The 18,858-nt window shown below is 38.5% G+C and carries 11 protein-coding genes; all 11 read left to right on the top strand.

Annotation, left to right across the window (positions count from 1 at the left end; genetic code table 11):
• Nucleotides 1-10: 10 nt before the first annotated feature.
• The 11 genes from ACIR131C_RS21740 to ACIR131C_RS0102775 all read left to right on the top strand — a co-directional run bounded on the left by ACIR131C_RS21740 (nt 11) and on the right by ACIR131C_RS0102775 (nt 18,663).
• On the top strand, nt 11-4,750 hold the full coding sequence (locus ACIR131C_RS21740) for a MupA/Atu3671 family FMN-dependent luciferase-like monooxygenase (RefSeq protein WP_051347479.1): 4,740 nt from the start codon (nt 11-13) through the stop codon (nt 4,748-4,750).
• A gap of 266 nt (nt 4,751-5,016) precedes the next feature.
• Nucleotides 5,017-5,253: a phosphopantetheine-binding protein gene (locus tag ACIR131C_RS21745; RefSeq protein WP_035371412.1), complete on the top strand. Its 237-nt coding sequence runs from the start codon at nt 5,017-5,019 to the stop codon at nt 5,251-5,253.
• A gap of 100 nt (nt 5,254-5,353) precedes the next feature.
• Nucleotides 5,354-5,653 carry a hypothetical protein gene (locus tag ACIR131C_RS23840; RefSeq protein ID WP_155962983.1) on the top strand — a complete coding sequence of 100 codons (300 nt, stop codon included), beginning with the start codon at nt 5,354-5,356 and terminating at the stop codon, nt 5,651-5,653.
• Nucleotides 5,654-5,662: 9 nt separating this feature from the next.
• Entirely contained in the window at nt 5,663-6,388 is a 726-nt protein-coding gene (locus tag ACIR131C_RS0102740; protein ID WP_035371413.1) for an SDR family NAD(P)-dependent oxidoreductase, read from the top strand.
• A complete protein-coding gene (locus tag ACIR131C_RS0102745) occupies nt 6,385-7,746 on the top strand; it encodes an ANL family adenylate-forming protein (protein WP_028088972.1) in 1,362 nt (453 codons plus the stop codon). Before ACIR131C_RS0102740 ends, ACIR131C_RS0102745 begins: the two co-directional genes overlap by 4 nt.
• Nucleotides 7,743-8,795, top strand: coding sequence for a 3-oxoacyl-ACP synthase III family protein (locus tag ACIR131C_RS21755; RefSeq protein ID WP_051347481.1), 1,053 nt, complete (start codon nt 7,743-7,745; stop codon nt 8,793-8,795). The genes ACIR131C_RS0102745 and ACIR131C_RS21755 overlap by 4 nt, the downstream gene beginning before the upstream one ends.
• 12 nt (nt 8,796-8,807) lie before the next feature.
• A complete protein-coding gene (locus ACIR131C_RS0102755; RefSeq protein ID WP_028088973.1) occupies nt 8,808-9,434 on the top strand; it encodes an acetyltransferase in 627 nt (208 codons plus the stop codon).
• A gap of 64 nt (nt 9,435-9,498) precedes the next feature.
• Nucleotides 9,499-11,037, top strand: coding sequence for an MBL fold metallo-hydrolase (locus ACIR131C_RS0102760; protein ID WP_035371414.1), 1,539 nt, complete (start codon nt 9,499-9,501; stop codon nt 11,035-11,037).
• Nucleotides 11,038-11,043: 6 nt separating this feature from the next.
• On the top strand, nt 11,044-12,177 hold the full coding sequence (locus ACIR131C_RS0102765; RefSeq protein ID WP_035371416.1) for a DegT/DnrJ/EryC1/StrS family aminotransferase: 1,134 nt from the start codon (nt 11,044-11,046) through the stop codon (nt 12,175-12,177).
• Between the two features lie 21 nt (nt 12,178-12,198).
• The gene (locus ACIR131C_RS0102770; RefSeq protein WP_155962985.1) at nt 12,199-14,385 is read left to right on the top strand and encodes a GumC family protein; all 2,187 of its coding nucleotides are present in this window, start codon (nt 12,199-12,201) and stop codon (nt 14,383-14,385) included.
• 885 nt (nt 14,386-15,270) lie between these two features.
• A complete protein-coding gene (locus ACIR131C_RS0102775) occupies nt 15,271-18,663 on the top strand; it encodes a phycobilisome rod-core linker polypeptide (protein ID WP_028088977.1) in 3,393 nt (1,130 codons plus the stop codon).
• Nucleotides 18,664-18,858: the final 195 nt, after the last annotated feature.

The following is an 18,858-nucleotide window of genomic DNA, read 5'->3' on the forward strand; positions in this document are numbered from 1 at the left end:
AAAATAATTTATGATCGATTTTTCCTGTTTTGCTGTTGGTAATGGGACTTTATCTATCAATTGTTTAGAACTTTTATTACTCAAAAATTGCCAATTATTAGGAGTATATTCGCCGGATAATTCATTACAAGCATGGTGTGAAAGTCATGGAATTGAATACATAGGTTCTCGCAATCTTTTTCACAAAAGACTTTTGAGCGTTGAATATGACTATCTTTTTAGTATTAATAATGTTCAATGGATTATTCCCAAAAATGTAATTGCTAGAGCGAAAAAAGCGACCATTAATTATCATGATGCTCCACTACCAAAATACGCTGGTTTATACGCAACTTCCTGGGCATTACTCAACGGTGAGACCGAACACGCTGTCACTTGGCATCAAGTCGTTTCCCAAGTTGATGCTGGACCTATTTTTAAACAAAAAATAGTGCCAATTCGCCCAGATGATACAGCCTTTACTTTAAATATTAGCTGCTTTGATGCTGCGATCGCTTCTTTTGATGAACTGACAGAAGAATTAATCGCTGGTAATGTTGAACCAATACCCCAGGATTTATCCCAACGAACTTATTTTGGTTATGAACATCGTCCGGTTTCTCTAATATCTTATGATGTCAGCAGTAAGGATATTTGCAATTTAGTTAGAGCCTTGGATTTTGGTCCGGTATGGCTAGACCAGGCAGGTTATCGGAATGAATTAGGTCAACCTAAAATCTGGCTACCAGGAGGAGTTGTTGTAGTCGGTTCTGCGCGGCCAATCATATCTGAATATGGAACTCCTGGACAAGTTCTGAATTTAAAAGCGGAAGGAATTAGTATTGCTACCATAGACGGGGCGGTGCAATTTGGTAATTTAAAAACATTAAATGGAAAGGACATTTCTTTTCAAGAGTTGCAACAATATTATGGTGTGCGGGTTGGTGATGTTTTACCTGTAATTGACACGGAAACTAAAAAGGCAATTAGTCAGCGGAATATTGCTGTATCTCGTTATGAACAAATTTGGGTTGAAAGATTAACAAAGTTTACACCTTTTCAACATCCCTATTTAGGGCGAGAAATATCCCATCAATTACCAGAGTTTTCATCTCCCCAACTGCAACGTTATCGGATTTTGTCCAATGTACCTGTAGAACCAAAAAATCTATTGGTGATGTTTGCAGCTTATTGTGTGCGATTAGCCGCCGAATCAAGTGGGGAATTTGATTTAGGACTACAAACGGAATCTCAGCGCGGCATTGCTCCTGAATTATTTTCGCAAATAGTTCCTTTGCGTGTGAATTTTGAAAAGGAAGAGTCTTTTAGTGATTTTCAAGGGCGATTATCAGCGGATTTAGATTATATAAATAATTTAGGTAGTTTTAGACATACGCTATTAGGACGTTATCCTGAATTACATGATACGGAATACGGGCGGAATCTTTTTTCTAGAAATAACTCCCCGTGGTCGCCAAAAATCTTTCCGGTAGCGATCGCATCTGTTCCTACTCCCGATGCTTTAAAAGACTTGGCTGACTGGGATTTTATGAATGCTTCTATGGCCTTTGTGGCTTATGAGGATGGGAGTGACAGTGAGTTGGTACATAGGGGGGAATTGAGTGATACAGACTCTAGGGAAATTGTCCAACAACTTGAGGTTTTTATCTCTGCTTGTTTAGAACATCCTGATCAATCTTTAGATAAGTTACCAATTCTTAATCTCAGCCAACAACAGCAGATTTTAGAAGCATGGAATCAGACTGCACAACCTTTCGCGGCAGATAAATGTATTCATGATTTATTTGCCCAACAAGTAGAGCGGACACCTGATGCTATTGCTGTGGTTTTTCAAGAACAACAATTAACTTATCGGGAATTAAACACACAAGCTAACCAACTAGCGCATTACTTAATTTTACAGGGAGTTGGACCGGATGTGTTGGTGGGTTTGCTGATGGAGCGATCGCTAGAAATGATGATCGGGTTATTAGCAATTCATAAGGCTGGAGGGGCTTATCTTCCCCTAGACCCTGATTTTCCTCAAGAGCGTTTGGCTTTCATGGTAGAAGATTCCCAAGCACCCATTATTTTAACCAATTTAGCAGCAACCAGGGAAGATTGCCCCACGCGGGAAATGGGGAATCTGAGGATTATTCCCATTGATGCAATGGTGGCAGAAATTAGCCAACAACCGACGACGAATCCCCATACAGAAGTTAAACCAGAAAACCTCAGTTATGTCATCTACACCTCCGGTTCTACGGGAAAACCCAAGGGTGTGATGGTAGAACATAGAAATGTGCTTAACTTTTTCACAGGAATGGATGGGGTAATTAACCATGAACCGCCAGGAGTATGGTTAGCTGTAACCAGTTTGTCCTTTGATATTTCAGTTTTGGAACTCCTCTGGACTCTAGCACGGGGATTTAAAGTAGTAATTTATAACCCTAAAGCAGAGCGGAAACCTGCCACTTCCCAAAGTTTAAAACAGCAAAATCGCTCTAAATCCATAGATTTTAGTCTTTTCTACTTTTCTAGCCATGAAAGAAATCAAGATGCGGGGGAAAAATATCGCTTATTACTAGAAGGGGCTAAATTTGCCGATGCTCATGGGTTTAAAGCAGTTTGGACTCCTGAACGTCATTTTCACGCTTTTGGTGGCTTATTCCCCAATCCAGTGGTCAGTAGTGCAGCGATCGCTACCATCACTAAAGACATCCACATCCGCGCTGGTAGCTGTGTTTCTCCACTACATAACACAATTCGTCTGGCGGAAGATTGGTCTTTAGTAGATAATCTTTCCCATGGTCGAGTAGGTATATCTTTTGCCGCTGGTTGGCAACCCAACGATTTCGCCCTGTATCCCGATAGATTTGCCAACCGCAAGGAAATCATGTTTGAGCAAATAGAGGAGGTACAGGCACTTTGGCGGGGAGAAAGCCTTGAGCTTACCAACGGAAAGGGAGAAAGGTGTTTTGTGCAAACTCTACCACGTCCCATTCAACCGACTCTGCCAATCTGGATCACAGCCGCAGGTAATCCAGAGACCTTTCGTGAGGCAGGAGCTAAGGGTTTTAATATTTTAACTCACCTACTGGGACAAAGTTTAGAAGAATTAGCGACCAAAATTGCCATTTATCGTCAAGCTTATACAGAAAATGGACATACAGGCGAGGGAATTGTCAGCTTGATGATACATACTTATGTAGGGGAAAGTAAGGAAAAAGTAAAGGAACTGGTGCGGCAGCCAATGCGCCAATATTTGGCCAGTTCTTTGGATTTAATCAAACTTGCGGCCTGGTCTTTCCCCACCTTCAAGCAGAAAACCACGAATGACAAAGGACAGTTTTCGGTGTCCCATTTGTCTGACCCAGATATGAATGAGGTACTAGATTTCTCCTTTGAACGCTACTTTGAAACTAGTAGTTTATTTGGAACAGTGGATACCTGTGTACAGATGGTAGATCGAATTAAAGCCATTGGTGTTAATGAAATTGCCTGTCTGATTGATTATGGTGTGGATACGGATACGGTACTATCTCAATTACCGCTACTGAATGAATTGAAAACACGAATCGCCTCTCAACCTACCACTGAATCTGTAGCCGATTTGATTAAGCGTCACCAAGTGACACATCTGCAATGTACTCCTTCTATGGCTAGTTTACTGATTGCAGACACCCCCAACCGCCAAGCTTTATCGCAGTTATCTAATTTAATGATCGGTGGTGAGGCTTTTACCGAAGCTTTAGCAAAGGAACTTAGACAGATAATTCCCGGACAGATTCATAATATGTATGGTCCAACAGAAACCACTGTTTGGTCTGCAACCCATACTTTAGCTCAAGTCAATGGAGTGGTTCCCCTGGGTCGTCCCATTGCCAATACTGAGTTATACGTTCTGGACAATAATCAGCAACCTGTGCCTGTTGGTATCCCTGGTGAGCTATATATTGGTGGTGCAGGGGTGACGCGTGGGTATTTAAACAGACCAGAATTAACTCAGTCAAGATTTATCCCCCATCCCTTTAGTAGGGACACTAACGCCCGTTTATACCGAACTGGGGATTTAGTTCGCTACCGCAGAGATGGTATTTTAGACTTTTTAGGACGCATAGATTTTCAAGTAAAAATACGGGGATATCGGATTGAATTAGGAGAAATTGAGACAATTTTAAGCCGACATGAAGCAGTACAAGAAGCTGTAATTATTGTTCGTGAAGATATCCCAGGGGATAAGCGACTTGTAGCCTATATTTCCAACCAGGACAACAACCAATGTCATGCAAGTATGAGAGAATACTTGCTTTCCCACTTACCTGAGTATATGGTTCCTTCTAACTTTGTTGTTCTGGAGAAGTTTCCCCTGACTCCCAACCATAAAGTTGACCGCAAGGCCTTACCTGCTCCCATGTTAGCGCCTGTGACTGGGGATACTGTAAGTACCATAATACCCCAAAATCATGTTGAACAAACTCTGATAGAAATTTGGCAAAAAGTGCTTCAGATTTCCACCGTGGGAACTCAAGATAGTTTCTTTGATTTGGGGGGTAATTCCCTAGTTGCAGTGAGATTAATTGGGGAAATTCGCTCAGTATTTAATGTAGATTTACCCTTGATTACTTTGTTTCAAGCTCCAACTATACTCGACATTTCTGAGCAGATTATGGCTAAGTCCGCGAATCAATCCAGTTCACAACATTGGGGTCAAATCTGTGCCAATAAATCCCGTCATGAAAAAGTGGAGATGGTAGGAATATCCAGATAAATTATTGCCATTGATATAGGTAATATAGGCTGATCATTTGATATTTTAGATTTTGGGTTGACTCTTCTTCAATCTAAAATCTAAAATCCGAATTTCTGAACTGACAAACTTATTTTTTTTGATTCTCGATATTCCTCAATATTCATTTATCAACATAGTGCCAAAGTGGCGAGAATATTTCAACGGATTTAGTATAGTTATTAATAACTGCTCATTTTTACTTATTAGATAGACTAGTAAATGAATATAATTTAGGATGTATAAATATGAATAATCGCCAAGAAATACTAGAAATGTTAGGTGAAGCGATGGAAATAAATAGTGCAGAACTTACAGAAGAAACAGTATTAGAAAGCTTAGGAGATGCCTGGGACTCAGTGGCTATACTATCGGTAATATCAATCATTGATAGTCATGCTCAGAAATCTATTCCTGTTAATCTTATAGTCGAGAGTAAAACGATTAAAAACCTCATTGATTTGGTCTATAAAAATGACAATTAAGGGGGATATCGTGAGGAACGTTCACGAAGTGTGGCCAAGCCATAACCCAACTTTAAATACCAATTGGTTATCGGTTATTTTAACAGTAAAGGAGAATAAGATGTTAGAGACGAAGAGAGAAGAAGTTATGAAAATCATCAAAAGGGCATTTGCAGAAGTTGGAGATAAGTCAAATATTAATTTGCCCAAAAAATTAGATGAAGAAACGAGAATTTTAGGAGGAAATTCGCCTTTTGATTCTATGCACGTTGTCAATATTATTGTTCTGATTGAAGATTATATTGCAGATACATTTAACCTGAATATTACCTTGGCTAATGAACATACTATGTCCCAGGGTAAAAGTCCATTTTTATCTATTAGGACATTGACAGATTATATAGTAGGTAATCTCATCTAATCTTCAACCATGAAAAATCTTCAAAATAGTCTTTATCAAGACCGTATTGTTTTAATTACTGGCACAACTAAAGGTATTGGACTGCATTTAGCAAAACATTTTTTAGAACAAGAAGCTATTGTTTGTGGTTTCGCTCGTTCTCAATCATCTTTGCAACACAATCAATACTATCATTATCGAGGAGATGTAACTAATATTAATGATGTGAAAGGAGTTATACAAGAAATCAGAAAAAAGTTTGATCATTTAGATATACTGATTAATAATGCAGGTATAGCGTCAATGAATCCTTCTATGTTGATGCCAGAAACTACTGCTAAAGAAATACTTGATATCAATATAATTGGTGTTTTTAATATGTCGCGGGAAAGCACCAAGTTGATGATGAAAAAAAACTATGGTAGAATTATCAACTTTAGTTCTGTTGCTGTTCCTATGCACATTGAAGGAGAGGCAATTTACGCATCTAGTAAAGCAGCTATTGAAGAATTTTCTCAGATTTTTGCCAGAGAAGTTGCTAGATTTGGCATCACAGTTAACGTCATTGGACCTTCACCAATTATGACAGATTTGATTGCTAAAGTATCTCCAGAAAAAATCCAAAATCTTGTTAATAAAATGCCTTTAAGTCGTTTAGGAGAATTTAAAGATGTGGAAAATGTGATTGATTTTTTTGCTAGTGAAGCTAGTCAATACATTACAGGACAAGTTATTTATCTGGGAGGTGTTTCATGAATAATCTTGAGAGATTTTTCTCCTATTTCGCAGATTATGATCATAAAACTGCTTTAATCTTGAATAATCGAAATTATAGTTACAACTGGATTTTAGAACGAATAGAATACTGGTCTTATATTTTGTCGGAGGAAGGTATAGAAAAATCTGTTGTTGGTTTTCAAGGAGATTATTCCCCGGAAATTATAGCCTTATTCTTCGCACTCATGCGGCTAAAAAATATATTAGTCCCTTTAGGTGTAATTAATCAGCAAGAACAAAAAAGATATTTTGATATCGCTAATCTTCGGTATATTCTGTCAATTGATAAACAAGAAAAGTTAGTAATTCAAGATTTAAAAACTATTGTAGATAATACTACTTTATCTCAATTCATTAAAGGGGAATCAGCGGGAATTATCTTATTTTCTTCTGGTTCTACCGGCACACCCAAAGGAATGCTTCATGACTGTGATAAATTATTATCAAAATATAATCATGGCAGAAAAACTCTCAATACTTTAGCATTTTTATCTCTGGATCATATTGGAGGAATCAACACTCTATTATATCAATTATCTAATGGAGGAATAACAGTCTTAACGGATGATAGAAAACCAGAAAATATCTGTCAATTAATTGAAAGTTGTCATATAGAATTATTGCCAGTCTCTCCAACTTTTCTGAATTTACTTTTGATGTCAGAGTCTTATAAAAATTATGATTTAAGTTCTTTAAAAATTATTAGTTATGGCACAGAAGTAATGCCAGAAAATACATTATTGGCTTTAGCTAATGCTTTTCCTGGGGTAAGTTTAAAACAGACTTATGGACTATCAGAATTAGGAATATTACCCACTAAAAGTGAAAGTTCTGAAAGTAAATGGGTTAAGTTAGGTGGGGAAGATTACCAAGTGAAAATAGTAGATAATATCCTCTGGATAAAAACTAATTCAGCTATGGTTAGTTATTTGAATGCTCCCTATCCTTATGATGATCAAGGTTGGTTAAATACAGGAGATGTGGTAGAAACAAAAGGGGATTATTTTAAAATACTTGGTCGTCAATCAGAAATGATTATTGTCGGTGGTTTAAAAGTCTTTCCCCAAGAAATAGAGAATATTCTCATCCAAATGCCGGAAATTGATCAAGTAACAGTTTTTGGTGAAGCAAATGCAATTACAGGAAATATAGTTGTTGCTGTAGTTAAACCCACAGATTTATCAATTGACGCACGGAAAATGAGACAATTGATTCAATCCTATTGTCAAGAGAAATTACAAAGTTATAAAATTCCAGTTAAGGTTTATTTACACTCTAGTGAACATCACAATCATCGCTACAAAAAAATTCGTTCTCAAGTTAAGGAAATGCTATGAATAAAACAAGTATTCCTCATGTCAGTATGGGAGGCATTGCGATCGCTTTACCTGAAAAAATCGAATTTAATCATCAATTATCCGATGTGTTAGATGATGAAGACATAGAAAGAGTTAGTCAAACAATTGGTATTTATAGTAGAAAGGTTGCCGGTGAGGGAATTACAGCTTTTAATCTGATGTTCCAAGCTATAGAAAACCTTTTAAAAACTACAAATATTAGCAAGAATAATATAGATTGTCTGGTGTGTATTACCCAAACTCCAGACTATTTAATTCCCGGAAATTCTTTTCTTTTATCTCATCAATTAGGACTAAAAACAAGTGTTTTAACTCTTGATATAAATGCTGGTTGTGCCGGATTTACCCATGGTCTAATTGTCCTGGGAAAATTAATTAGTAATGGTGATATTAAATGTGGATTACTTGTGGTTGGAGATACACTTACAAAGCTAGTCAATCCTCAAGATAAAACCGAGAGGTTGTTATTTGGTGATGGAGCGGCTGCCTGTGTTTTAGAATTTGATAAAAAAAGCAAAGGACTAACAGCTTGCTGGCGAACTATTGCTAATGATTATCATAAATTAACAGTTCCTGCTGGTGGTATGAGAAAACCAACTACAGAAGATACAAAAATTGTTAAAATTCAAGAAGATGGTAGCTATAGAAGTGAAAATGATTTAATTATGGATGGTGCTGCCGTTTTCTCATTTTCAATTAAAGAAGTTCCTGAACTTGTCAACCGAGCTTTAGAAAATTGCAATTTAAGCCATGAAGATATTGATTTATTTGTATTTCACCAAGCTAATAAATTTATGGTTGATTATATCCGTAAGAAATTAAAACTTCCTGAAGAAAAAGTCCCTATTTTTGTAGAAGGAATAGGTAATACTAGTAGTGCATCTATCCCCATTGCTATTAGTCGTTATGCCTTAAATCAAGGCATAAATAAAATTAGTGGTCGGCTGTGTTTAACTGGGTTTGGAGTAGGTTTATCTTTGAGTAGCATCATTATTGAAGTAGAAGATCTAATTGTCACTTCCCTATAATTTCACAATCTTATGAATAAAGAAAGAATAGCTGTCATTGGAGCGGGAGGTCATGCTAAAGTAGTAGCAAGCACACTCATAGCAGCGGGACATCAAGTAGTAGGTTTTTATGATGATGATCTGCAAAAGAAGGGAACGCATATTTTTGGTATTCCGGTTATTGGTCCTCTGGGTGAGCTTAAATCCGATAACTTTTCTCATGCAATCATTGGTATAGGTGAAAATGAGGTAAGAAAGCGTTTAGTAGAAGAATTAAATCTTAATTGGATAACTGTAATTCATCCTTATGCTTATGTTCATCCTGAAGTTTATTTAGGCGCAGGTACTGTAGTTTGTGCTGGTGCTATAGTCCATCCCTATACCAAAATTGGATCGCACGTAATTATTAATACTAAATCAAGCGTTGATCATGACTGCTGCGTCGAAGATTATGTACATCTAGCACTCTCCCACCTTGCCGGTGGTGCAACAGCTAATGAGGGAGCATTTCTAGCGCTGGGAAGCATTGTATTTCCAAAAGTTACAATTGGTGCTTGGGCTACTGTCAGTGCTGGTTCAGTAGCAATGAAAGATGTGATGCCAAACAGCATAGTCGCAGGTGTGCCGGCTCGGGCGATTAAAGAAGCTAATTTTAATTGACGCAAGAGGTAAAAGAGGATCAGCTTAACTACGGATAATTACCCCTACACATTCCCTATTCCCTATGAAAATTATTTCTCTCGGTCATGCAGGCCTCCAAGTAGAAACTCAAAATGCTAAAGTGCTAATTGATCCTTGGTTTTCACCCGAAGGGGCGTTTTTGGGTTCATGGTTTCAGTACCCAGCTAACCAACATTTGATCACCCCTGCACTGCTGCAACCAACGGCCATCGCTATTTCTCATGAGCATTTAGATCACCTTGACCCTTGGTTTTTGTCCCAAATACCAGCAAATACACCTGTTATTATTCCTGACTATCCCTCACCAGTCTTAAAGAGAAAAATTGCTGCTGCTGGTTTAAGGGAAATTATCGAATTACCTGAGTGGCAACCAATAGAAATAGCTGAGAGCATTAGTATTTTCTTTGTATCAGAACAGTCACCAATGAACCATGATTCGGCGGTGGTTATTGTTGCTGATGAGCAGACTCTACTTAATCTCAATGATGCTCGCTTGTCAGGATCTCAACTTAGCAGCATCCGTAACAAAGTAGGTGGAGTAATTGATGTCTTAGCACTGCAAGGAGCAGGAGCTTCTTGGTATCCCATCTGTTATGAGTACCCCGAAGAGCGTAAAAGAGAACTTTCTCAGAATAAGCGCCTAGCTAAATTTAAGTACATGGAACGGGCGATTACTATTGTTGAACCAGTCACAGTTATGCCCTGTGCTGGTCCTCCCTGTTTCCTTGACTCAGAACTGACTTGGGCAAATGCAGAGATCGAAGCCGGAATTTTCCCAGATCAACAGCAGGTAGTAGACTGGTTGGGGCAGGGGGAAATTAAAAATACTATGATTTTGCTCCCAGGTGATGCTTTTGATGTGACTACAAATCAAAAAGCAGCCGATCCTATCTGGGATGATTTTCACTTTAGCAATCGCACCTCCTATGTACAAGACTATGCTGAATCCAGAACTGGTAATCTTCTGGCTTTAAAGGCTCGTTACCCTCAACCTACCGCATCTCTTTACTTACCATTTTACGACTATTTCCAGCGTCTTTTAGCAATGAGTCCTTACTTCAACAGCAAAATCAAGATGCGAGTTGGCTTTGATATCACAGGACCTGGAGGGGGGAAATGGGCGGTTGATTTTCGACCCGGTTTAGAAGGGGTATATGAAGAGATGGGTGAATGTAGTTATGGATACCGTTTTGCCTCAAGATGGCTTCCTTCCTTGTTAGACGGTTCTTTGTCTTGGGAAGACTTCTTTTTGTCCTTACGATTTCAGGTATGGCGAAATCCAGATATCTACAATGACCATCTTTTAGGACTCTTGAAATTTGCTTGTTCTCGGTCCTTGCAAGCTGTAGAAGATTATGAAAACTCAGTGGATTTTCAAGAGCAAATTACAATCCATTGCGACGGAAATAATTACTTGGTACAGCGCCATTGTCCCCATGCAGGTTTTGACTTACAGGAGGTAGGAGAGGTTTTACCTGGAGGGATTCTGCGCTGTCTAGGTCATCATTACGAGTTTGATTTAAATACCGGAAAATGCCTGAATGGCAAATCTAAATTACTCAGCAGCAAACGCGCTATTTAGGTGAATATGAATAAACCAATTCTACTCTCAACTCCCCATATAGGATCTCAAGAATTAGCATTCGTAAAACAAGCATTTGATACTAATTGGATTGCTCCAGTCGGTCCTCATGTTGATGCTTTTGAACAAGAATTTTGTCAAATAACTGGCGCTGGTTATGCTGCTGCTGTCAGTTCGGGAACTGCGGCTTTACATTTAGCCTTACAATTAGTTGGTGTAGGGTCAGGAGATGAGGTTTTTTGTTCTACTTTAACCTTTGCTGCTACTGCTAATCCTATCATTTACTTAGGCGCAAAACCAGTTTTTATTGATAGCGATCGCATTTCCTGGAATATGAACCCAGAATTGTTGCAGGAAGCTTTACAAAAACGTGCCTATTTTGGTAAATTACCAAAAGCAGTTATCCTTGTACATTTGTATGGTCAAAGTGCAGATATTGAACCTATTCTCCAAGTTTGTGATCAATATAATATTCCCCTAATTGAAGATGCAGCCGAGGCTTTAGGTGCTACCTACAAAGGACTTTCTCCTGGTACTTTTGGGCGAATTGGTATTTACTCTTTCAATGGTAATAAAATCATCACTACTTCTGGTGGAGGAATGTTAGTTTCTGATGATGATCAATTAGTTATGAAAGCCAAATTTCTAGCAACTCAAGCCCGTGATCCTGCACCCCATTATCAACATTCAGAAATCGGTTATAACTATCGTCTGAGTAATGTTTTAGCAGGTATCGGTCGTGGTCAATTACAAGTTTTAAATGAAAGAGTAGCAGCGAGACGACGCAATTTTGAAATTTATCAATCTGCTTTGGGAGATTTACCAGGAATCGAATTTATGCCGGAAGCTAATTTTGGACATTCCACACGCTGGTTAACGGCTTTAACAGTTGCGACCGAGGCTTTTGGTGCAGATCGAGAATATATTCGTCTTCAACTTGCTAAACAACAAATTGAAGCTCGTCCTGTCTGGAAACCATTACACCTCCAACCTGTGTTTTCTGAATGTGAATGTATTGGTGGTGAAGTCGGGGAAGATTTATTTATGCGCGGTCTTTGTTTACCCTCTGGCTCTAATCTAACAGACGAAGATTTAGAAAGAGTAATTTCTGTTATTACAGCTATTTACTCGACAACTTAAAAATACCCAAATTTAATGATTATGGAACTACAAGAATCTTCTATATCACCGACAAAATATTGGACAATTCTCAAACGTCGTTGGTTAGCAACTTTATCTATTAGTATTGTTGTTTTTGGGATATCACAGTTAGCAACATCTTTGAAAAGACCTCTTTATGTGGCAGAAGGTAAGTTACGTTTTCAAAGAAATAACTCTACTTCTTCTATGACCGGACTAGGAACAGAAATAGGTAAATTAGTTCCTCTCATGGAACAAAGTAATCCCATGAACACAGAAGTAGAAATAATACGTTCTTTTCCGGTAATAGAGAAAACTATTAACAGTTTAGAACTCAAAGATGATAAAGGACAGGCTTTAAAAACTAAGCTATTTCTCAAAAACCTCACTATCAAAGAAGTTAAAGGTGCTGATGTTCTGCAAATTACCTACACAGATAGTAACCCAAAAACTGCTGCTCAAGTTATAAATGAGCTAACCAAAGTTTATTTAGAGCAGAATTTATCTTCACGCAGAGCCGAAGCAGCCGCAGCTCGCAAATTTATAGAAAGACAACTACCACAAGCCGAATTAGTCATGCGTCGCTCTGAATCTGAATTAGCAGGTTTTAAAGAGAGAAATAAGATTGTTTCTTTACAGGAAGAAGCCACTCAAGCAGTAGAAATCATGGCTAATTTGCAATTAAGAATGAACGATACTCAATCTCAATTGGCTAATGTTAAATCCCAGTCTCAGGTAATAAGTCAACAATTGGGAATGAGTCCAGAACAGGCATTATTAATGACTTCTATTAGTCAAATCTCTGGAATACAAGATATTCTTAAAGAAATCCAACAGCTACAATCAAAATTGGCAAATAGGCAAACTATTTTGGAGAATAGTCATCCAGAAATTATAGACCTGCGAGACAAAATAATCTCTTTAAACAGGGTTATTGATCAGAGAATAGCCCAAGCATTAGGTAAAAATAAACTACAACCACAAGGTAATTTACAATTAAGTGCATTACAACAGCAACTCTCTACTAGACTCGTGGAATTAGAATCTAACCGTCTAGGTTTAGCAAGTCAAGTCAATTCTTTATTAAATTTACAATTTGCTTATAAACAAAGATTGAATAACTTACCCAAATTAGAAGAACAACAGCGTCAGTTAGAACGTAAACTACAAGCAGCACAATCTACCTATTCTCTGTTACTTCAAAAGCTACAGGAAAGCAGAATAGCCGAAAATCAAAATTTAGGTAACGCTACTAAGATATCTGAAGCACAAATTCCTGATGAATCTACCTTCTCTGCTATGGGTTCTTATTTAAGTTCAGCCCTAATTAGTATATTGGCAGCCTTGATTACTATATATATTCTAGAACTGCAAGATAAATCTATTAAGACTGTTGATGAAGCTAAAGAATTACTGGGACTGACTTTATTGGGAGTTATTCCTACAGCCAGTAAGTGGAAAAGATACTCTAGTAATCGGGAAGACTTTGATCCCTATAATCAAAGTATTATCATTCGAGATTTCCCCCGTTCTTCTATTAGTGAATCTTACCGAATGTTAAGGGCAAATCTCAATTTTATGAGTGCTGATAAAGAACTAAAAGTTATTGTTGTCACCAGTTCTGTACCCAAAGAAGGTAAATCAACGGTAGCAGCCAATTTAGCTACAGCAATGGCACAAATGGACCGTCAAGTTTTACTCATAGATGGAGATTTGCACAGTCCAGTTCAGCATAAAATTTGGGACTTGATGAATAATCAAGGTTTAAGTAATTTAATTATTAAAGAAGAGGAAATCACTGCTACTATCAAAAAAGTCATGCCTAACTTAGATATCTTAACTTCTGGCATAGTTCCTCCTAGTCCGGCCTCTCTTCTAGATTCTCAAAGAATGGCAACTTTAATGGCAAATTTTTCTGATAAATATGATTATGTAATTGTTGATACTCCAGCTTTAAATGTCGCTGCTGATGCTGTTACTTTAGGACAAATGGCCGACGGTGTTTTATTAGTAGTTCGTCCTGGTATTGTTGATTCTGTTAATGCTACTTTTGCTAGGGAACTATTAGCAAAATCTGGACAAAATGTCTTAGGACAGGTGGTTAATAGTGTCATCGTTAAAAATGAACCCCATAGCTATTACTACTTCCAAAAAGAAGATTATCCACAAACAATTCATCAAGAGTCTCAAGAAACTGTAAAAGTTTAGTTTAGTGAGGATTTACTAATAAGTATTGATTAACGTAGTGAGGACTAAAGTCCTCTTTTGCTTTTTCCCCGTAGTCAGAACTTTAATCCTCTTTTTGAGATACTAAGTGAACAAAATCAGGGCTAAAGCCCTGACTACGAAAGAAAAATTATAACTTTTACTGTCACCCTTGCGTCTGTCCTGTTCTCGAATAAGTCAGGGATATGCTTTATGTTTATGTTTATGTTTATAAATTTACTTTTTATTATTTCTATCAATATAAAAGACTATGCGTTAGTTTATATTTAAATATAGTAATAAATTAGTCCTTACACATAATTTACCAAACAATAAACTAATTACTGCGTATATTTGCGTTAATGCGAAGCCCAGGATTATAGATAATTGTTTATTTAATAAGCTGTTTAGCATTTAAGTTTGACAAAATCAGTCATTGAAAACTTTATAGGTGGGCATACCCTTGAATATTTATACATATTTAATTTACTAACGCTTTAACTCATTAATAACCAAAAAAATAAGATAGCGGTTTACCAAGCTGGTATCAATATAGCCTTGATCATTTTTGTCTACCGTCTGTCCTTTGCCTTTATGAATAAGCTTAATCATTAAATTGGTGCAAAATATGGGATAAAATCTATGTTCATCCCAAAAAATAGAAGTATGTATCTTGTGAAATATCAAATTTAGATTACAGATTCGACATACTTCTTAATAAACCAACAGCATCAACACAAAACGTTCTAATCTAAAAATTGAACTGGGTTAATTTACTGGGTTTTGCCAGCGTCATATTCACAAATACGCAAAAATGTCAAGCCTAAAAAAAAATAAATAACTCAGGCTTAACACATAAACGATTATGATAGGAGTTTTAAAAAGCTAATGAGTGTTAAGGCAAGCGGTGGAAGCTCAGTTGCGCGTCCGCAACTATATCAAACCCTACCCGTGTCCACCATTTCCCAAGCGGAACAACAAGACCGCTTTTTAGGAAGAGGTGAACTAAGTGAACTGGTCAGTTATTTTGCCTCTGGGGCAAAACGTTTAGAAATCGCCCAAATTCTGACAGAAAATTCCGAAATCATCGTTTCTCGCGCTGCTAACCGGATTTTCGTTGGTGGTTCACCTATGGCTTTCTTAGAAAAGCCTCAAGAACGAGAATTGGCAATGGTCGGTGCTGGTGCTAGTCTGCAAGAGGGCATGAAATTAGGAACAGTCACCTACGTTGAAAGTCGTGGTGGTTTCTTGGAAAACCTGCGTTCTATTTTCAATACTTCTGCTGGCGGCCCCACACCTCCGGGCTTTAGACCCATTAACGTCGCTCGTTATGGTCCGGGTAACATGGCCAAGAGCTTACGGGATTTATCCTGGTTCTTGCGCTATGCTACTTATGCCATTGTCGCTGGTGACCCTAATATCATCTCTGTAAATACCAGAGGTTTACGGGAAATTATTGAAAATGCTTGTTCCTCTGAAGCGACCATAGTGGCTTTACAGGAAATCAAGGTGGCTTCTTTATCCTATTTCCGCAAAGACGCGGCAGCTACAGAAATTGTGACTCAGTACATGGATGTATTGCTCACAGAATTTCAAGCACCTACACCTTCCACAAAGGTCCGCCAACGTCCTACAGGTGATCAACAAGGGTTACAACTACCCCAAATTTACTCTAACGCGGCTGAAAATCGTCCCAAATACGCTATGAAGCCAGGTCTGTCTTCTAGCGAAAAGACAGAAGTGATCAAAGCGGCTTATCGTCAAGTATTTGAGCGCGATATTACCCGTGCTTATAGCTTGTCTATTTCTGATTTGGAATCAAAAGTTAAAAATGGCGAAATCTCCATGCGGGAGTTTATTCGTCGTCTTGCTAAGTCTCCCCTTTACCAAAAGCAATTTTACCAGCCTTTTATTAACAGCCGGGTAATTGAATTGGCTTTCCGTCATATTTTAGGACGGGGACCTTCTAGCCGCGAAGAAGTGCAAAAATACTTTGCTATTGTTTCTAAAGGCGGTTTAGCGGCTTTAGTTAATGCTTTGGTAGATTCTACCGAATACAGCGATTACTTTGGCGAAGAAACAGTACCCTATATTCGGGGTCTGGGTCAAGAAGCTCAAGAGTGTCGCAACTGGGGACCACAGCAAGACCTGTTCAAATACAGTGCGCCTTTCCGTAAAGTACCTCAGTTTATTACAACTTTTGCGGCTTATGAACAGCCATTACCTGATCAACATCCTTATGGTTCTGGTAATGATCCCTTGGAAATTCAATTTGGGGCGATTTTCCCGAAAGAAACTCGCAACCCCAGCAGCAGTCCAGCACCTTTTAGTAAGGATACCCGCCGGATTTTGATTCACCAAGGACCTGGTATCAATAATCAACTTAGTAACCCTAAAGCCCGTGGTGTAGCTCCAGGGACTCTAGGAGCTAAAGTCTTCAAATTAGACCAATTACCAGGAACTATTGGCAAAAAAGCCGCCAAGGGAGCAAGTGTTAAGTTCTCTGAAAGTTCTACCCAAGCGGTAATTAAGGCTACATACTTACAAGTTTTCGGTCGTGATGTTTATGAAGGTCAACGGCTGAAAGTGGCAGAAATTAAGCTGGAAAACGGCGAAATCACTGTCCGTGAGTTTGTACGGGTATTGGCTAAGTCGGATTTATTCCGCAAGATGTATTGGACTTCTCTCTATGTGTGTAAAGCGATTGAGTATATTCACCGTCGCTTATTAGGTCGTCCTACCTATGGTCGGGAAGAGAACAATAAGTATTTTGATATTGCGGCTAAGAAGGGTTTCTATGCTGTTGTTGATGCTATCATTGACAGTGATGAATACAGCCAAGCTTTCAATGAAGATACTGTTCCTTACGAACGCTATTTAACTCCTGCTGGTGTGTCTTTACGTCAGTTGCGCGTGGGTACTATCCGCGAAGATTTGGCCAATGTTGAAAAACAAGCAACCCCGCGCTTTGTGGAATTGGGTGCAGTTACAGCAATGCGGACTGAACCAGATATTAATTTCCGCATTAATCAAGGTGTTACTAAGCAACGTGAACAAACTAAGGTCTTTAAATTAACAGCAGTTGGTAATGATAAGGTTGCTGTTGATACTGTAATTAGCGGTGCTTATCGGCAGATTTTCGAGCGAGATATTGCTCCTTACATTTCTCTCAACGAGTTCACGAGTCTAGAAAGTAAGTTGGTGAATGGTGAAATTACGGTGAAGGAATTTATTCAAAGTTTGGGTTACTCTAACCTGTACTTGAAGGAGTTTTATACACCTTATCCCAACACGAAAGTAATTGAGTTGGGTACTAAGCATTTCTTGGGTCGCGCACCGATTGATCAAGCAGAAATCCGCAAATATAACCAAATTCTCGCTACTCAAGGTGTTCGTGCCTTTATTAACTCTATGGTGGAGAGTGTGGAATATCGTCAAGTCTTCGGTGAAGATACTGTTCCTTACCGTCGCTTCCCCACTTTACCTGCTGCTAACTTCCCCAATACTGAAAAGCTTTACAACCAGCTAACTAAGCAAAATGATGATTTGGTTGTTCCCAGCTTTAAAACAGTTAAGCCTCGGATTAAAACTGAGAATACACCAATTTTAGCGAAGGCGATCGCTGATTTAGCAGCCCAAAGTAAGAAAATGGACAAGACTAAACCCTTGTTTATTGAGTTGGGTCGTTCTTTCAATGATGAACGTGGACAGTCTGTAGAGGTAGGTGTAGGCACGAGCAGACGCAAGCCAATTCGGATTTATCGCGCTACTACTGGCACAAATTCCCCGGAAACCAATCAGGTAATTAATGCTATTTACTGTCAGGTAATGGACGTATTTAGTGGTCAAGTTCCTGGTTATTTCCGTCGTTCTGACTTAGATAGCAAATTACGTAATGGTGAAATTACCGTGCGTGAGTTTGTCCTGGAATTAGCTAGTTCCGAAATCTATCGCAAACGGTTCTATACTCCTTATCCCAATACCAAGGTAATTGAATTTTTATTCCGTCACCTGTTGGGACGCGCACCAGCTACCCAGAGCGAAATCCGTCAATATAACAAATTATTGGCTGATAGCGGTTTAAGGGCTGCTGTAGAGGGAATTGTCAATAGTCCTGAATATGCTCGTTATTTTGGTGAAGACGTAGTACCTTACAAACGCTATCCCTCTTTACCAGCGGGTAACTACTTGGGTAGTGTACAAGCTGAGGCTGATTTGGTGAAACAATCTTGGTCTAGCTTGTCTCCTGCTGTTTTAACAGGTCGTCCTAGCAATAGGTAGGTTAATGGGTAATGGGTAATGGGTAATGGGTAATTGGTAATGGGTAATGGGTAATGGGTAATGGGTAATGGGTAATGGGTAATGGGTAATTGGTAATGGGTAATGGGTAATTGGTAATAACTCTACCTGTTCCCTGTTCCCTATTCCCTATTCCCTGTCCCCTGTTCCCTATTCCCTGTTCCCTGTTCCCTGTTC

The organism is Dolichospermum circinale AWQC131C (assembly GCF_000426905.1).
GTDB lineage: Bacteria > Cyanobacteriota > Cyanobacteriia > Cyanobacteriales > Nostocaceae > Dolichospermum > Dolichospermum circinale.